The sequence below is a fragment of the Ruegeria sp. BE1 genome (assembly GCF_056538885.1).
On record NZ_JBQFTY010000013.1, the window covers coordinates 1 to 4,016 of the forward strand.

3 protein-coding genes are annotated in these 4,016 nt (G+C 61.7%); all 3 read right to left on the bottom strand.

Annotation, left to right across the window (positions count from 1 at the left end; translation table 11 throughout):
• On the bottom strand, nt 1-386 hold a 386-nt coding region (locus ACR0J5_RS20555; protein WP_480656735.1), incomplete at its 3' end, for a universal stress protein.
• Nucleotides 383-3,001, bottom strand: a complete 2,619-nt coding sequence (locus tag ACR0J5_RS20560; RefSeq protein ID WP_480656736.1) for a TRAP transporter permease — start codon at nt 2,999-3,001, stop codon at nt 383-385. The genes ACR0J5_RS20560 and ACR0J5_RS20555, both read right to left, overlap by 4 nt.
• Before the next feature lie 106 nt (nt 3,002-3,107).
• On the bottom strand, nt 3,108-4,016 hold a 909-nt coding region (locus tag ACR0J5_RS20565; protein ID WP_480656737.1), incomplete at its 5' end, for a TAXI family TRAP transporter solute-binding subunit.

A 4,016-nucleotide genomic window follows, 5' to 3' on the forward strand; every position in this document is an offset into this window, starting at 1 on the left:
GCGGCGTTTGGGCCGAGGAGGTAGTCTTTGAGGTCTGGTTTGTGGGCTCCGATGACGATGAGGTCTGAGTCGGCGTTGTCGGCGGTTTTGAGGATTTCCTGATAGGCGGTGCCGGTGGCGACCACGTGGCGGACTTTCTCGTTCCGCTCGGCGCCGATCGCGGCGATGCACAGCGCGGTCAGCTTGGCCTGCGCGTCTTCCAGGGCCTTTTCGTGGAAGTCGGACTGAAAGAACCCCGACACCCAGCTTTCTCCAAAGTCCGGCAGGACGGTGACAACGTCCAGCTGGGCCTCATGCTGATCCGCCAGGCGCGCGGCAATCTTCAGGACATTCTCGTCCAGATCGCCGTTGCTGATGTCCACGGCACACAAAACAGCTTTGATCATGATGTCACCTCTTGTTCGTTTGTGCGCGCGGCGCGGGTGCGTTGCAGGAAGGCGATCAGGCCCAGAAGGATCAGCGCCGGGATGAAGATCAGCTCTTTGGGCGGCTGGCTTTGCGGGGCCTGCACGGTGGTGATGCGGACGGGGTCGTCGGCGTAATAGTCGAAGTTCGCCAGCTCATCGGCGACGGGCGTGCCGAACAGCGGCTCATCGAGCTTGACCAGACCGTCTTCCTCCAGCGGGATCAGGCCCAGGGCGTCGATGCGGGCGGCGCCATCAGCCTCGTCGCCCACGGTCAGGACCACGGTGGTCTCGGTCATGTCGCCGGTGTCAAAATCGGGGCCTGCGACCTCGATCCGCAGGGTGCTGCCCGGGGTGGCGTCACCCACGGCCTGTTCCAGCTGTGCGGGCTCGATCTGCGCAAAGGGCGGCGCGATGCGGTTCATGAAGAAGTCCGGGCGGAACAGCGCGAAGGCAATCAGGATCAGTGCGACGCTTTCATAGATGCGGTTTTTCGTCAGGAACCAGCCCATCGTGCCGGCGGTGAAGATCAGGATCGCGATGGTGGCGGAGATGGCCACCAGAATGCCCTGCACCCAGCCTACATCGATCAGCAGCAGATCGGTGTTGAAGATGAACACAAACGGCAGCGCCACGGTGCGCAGGCTGTAGAAGAACGCGGTAAAGCCCGTGCGGATCGCATCGCCACCCGACACGGCGGCGGCGGCAAAGCTGGCCAGACCCACAGGCGGCGTCACATCGGCCATGATGCCGAAGTAGAACACAAACAGATGCACCGCGATCAGCGGCACGATCAGACCGTCCTGCGCGCCAAGCTCGACCACCACGCCAGCCATCAGCGAGCTGACGACGATATAGTTCGCCGTGGTCGGCAGGCCCATGCCCAGAATGAGGCTGAGCAGACCCACCAGCGCCAGCATGGCAATGAGGTTGCCGCCCGACAGGAACTCGACCAGATCGGCCATCACCTGACCCACGCCGGTCAGCGTCACGGTGCCCACGATCACGCCTGCGGTGGCGGTGGCCAGCGCGATGCCGATCATGTTGCGCGCGCCGTCGATCAGACCGTTCCAAAGGTCGGCCACGCCCGCCATGAAGGCGTTTGCGGTGTTGTTCTCACCCCGGAAGATCGATTTCAGCGGCTTCTGCGTCAGCAGGATCACGAACAGCAGCGAGGTCGCCCAGAAGGCCGACAGGCCCGGCGATTTCTGCTCGATCATCAGGAAGTAGACCAGCACGATGATCGGCAGCAGGTAATGCAGACCGGCCTTGTAGATCTCGGCAATCACCGGCAGCTCGACCTCTTTGGCATTGGGATCATCCGGCACCAGATCATCCACGCCTGCGGCCAGTTTCAGCAGGATCAGATAGGCCACCACAACCAGCGCCGACAGCACCAGCCCGGACGCCCCCGGCATCAGCGCAATCACCCCTTTGATCGGGTATTGGATGCCATAGCACAGCCCGGCAAAGCCTACGAAGAACACCGCCATGCCGCCGATTGTGCGACCCATCGACACCACGCGGTTGCCCAGCGTCGGCATGTTCCGCTTCACCGCCTCAAGATGCACAATATAGACCAGCGCGATGTAGGAGATCGCGGCAGGCAGGAAGGCGTGGGTGATCACCTCGACATATGAGATGCCCACATATTCCACCATCAAAAAGGCCGCAGCGCCCATTACCGGCGGCATGATCTGACCGTTCACGGAACTGGCCACCTCGACCGAGCCCGCCTGTTCGCTGGAAAAGCCCACCCGCTTCATCAGCGGGATGGTGAAGGTGCCGGTGGTCACCACATTGGCGATGGAAGACCCCGAGATCAGGCCGGTCGCCGCCGAACCCACCACAGCCGCCTTGGCCGGGCCGCCGCGCAGGTGCCCCAGCGCGCCAAAGGCCATCTTGATAAAGTAATTGCCCGCGCCCGCCTTATCCAAAAGCGCGCCGAACAGCACGAACAGGAACACGAACTTGGTCGAGACGCCCAAAGCGATGCCAAACACGCCCTCGGACGTGATCCACATATGGCTCATGGCCTTTTTCAGGCTGGCACCCTTCCACTGGATCACCTCGGGCACCCAGTCGGACGAGCCAAAGAACACATAAGCCAGGAAGATCGTGGCGATGATCGCCATGGCGGGCCCGAGCGCGCGGCGCGCGGCCTCAAACAGCAACAGCAACCCGCCCAGAGCGACCCATTTGTCCACGTCATCGGCCAGCAGGCCATTGTTCACGACTTTTTCGTAGAAAATATAGCCATAGAGCGCGATCACCGCGCCCACCACGCCCATGATCCAGTCCTGAATGGGGATGTAACTGCGCGGGCTGGATTTCAGCGCCGGATAGGCCGCAAAGGCCAGAAAGATCGCAAAGGCCAGATGGATCTGGCGCGAGTTGTTCACCACGCTGCCCGGCAGAATGGCGTTCGACAAAGGCGAGGCCAGCACCACCTGAAAGACCGACCACAGCACCGCGACAATGGCCAGAAAGATCCCCACATTGCCCGCCGGATTGCGTGCCCCCGCATCCGAGGACGCCACCAGATCCTGAAGCTCTTCTTCGGATAGCGGTGTGTTGGAGTGTGTGTCGGAACTCATCTGGCGTCTCCCCGTCATATGGCCGTTTCGGCCTTATCGTCTGCCCGGTTCCCCCGGGTGCAAAAGGGGCGCGCCCGTCACAGGCGCGCCCCGCATCAGGTCCGGCTTACTGCAGCCAGCCTTTTTCTTTGTAGTATTTCTCGGCCCCCGGATGCAGCGGCGCCGACAGACCGTCCGAGATCATCTCTTCGGGCTTCAGGTTCGCAAAGGCCGGGTGCAGCTTTTTGAAATCATCAAAGTTTTCAAAAACCGAGCTGACAACCGCATAGACCGCATCATCCGACACATCCGCCGAGGTCACAAAGGTCGCGCCCACACCAAAGGTCGTGGTATCCCCGTCCGAGCCGCGATACATGCCACCCGGAATGGTCGCGGTGCGGTAATAGGAATTGCCGTCGATCAGGCCATCGATCGCCTCGCCGGTCACGTTCACCAGAACGGAATCGCACGCGGTGGTCGCTTCCTGGATCGAGCCCGACGGGTGACCCACGGTGTAGATCATCGCGTCGATCTGGTTGTCGCACAGCGCCGCCGACTGTTCGGCCGCTTTCAGCTCGGAGGCCAGTTCGAAATCATCGATGGTCCAGCCCACGGCTTCCAGCACAACATCCATCGTGCCGCGCTGACCCGAGCCCGGGTTGCCGATGTTCACGCGCTTGCCCTTGAGGTCTTCAAAGCTGGAAATCCCCGCATCGGCCCGCGCCACAACGGTAAAGGGTTCCGGATGCACCGAGAACACCGCCCGCAAGTTCTCAAACGCGCCCGCGTCTTCGAATTTCGAGGTGCCGTTATAGGCATGGTACTGCCAGTCCGACTGCGCCACACCAAACTCCAGCTCGCCCTCGCGAATGGTGTTGATGTTGTAAACCGACCCACCCGTCGATTCCACCGAACACCGAACACCATGCTCTTTACGGCCCTTGTTCACCAACCGACAAATCGCGCCACCCGTCGGATAATAAACCCCAGTAACACCACCCGTACCAATCGTGATAAACTCTTCGGCGTATGCGGC

Coding starts and splice junctions, on each gene's coding strand:
- ACR0J5_RS20560 (WP_480656736.1), bottom strand. CDS start 3,001: ATGAGTTCCGACACACACTCCAACACACCGCTATCCGAAGAAGAGCTT.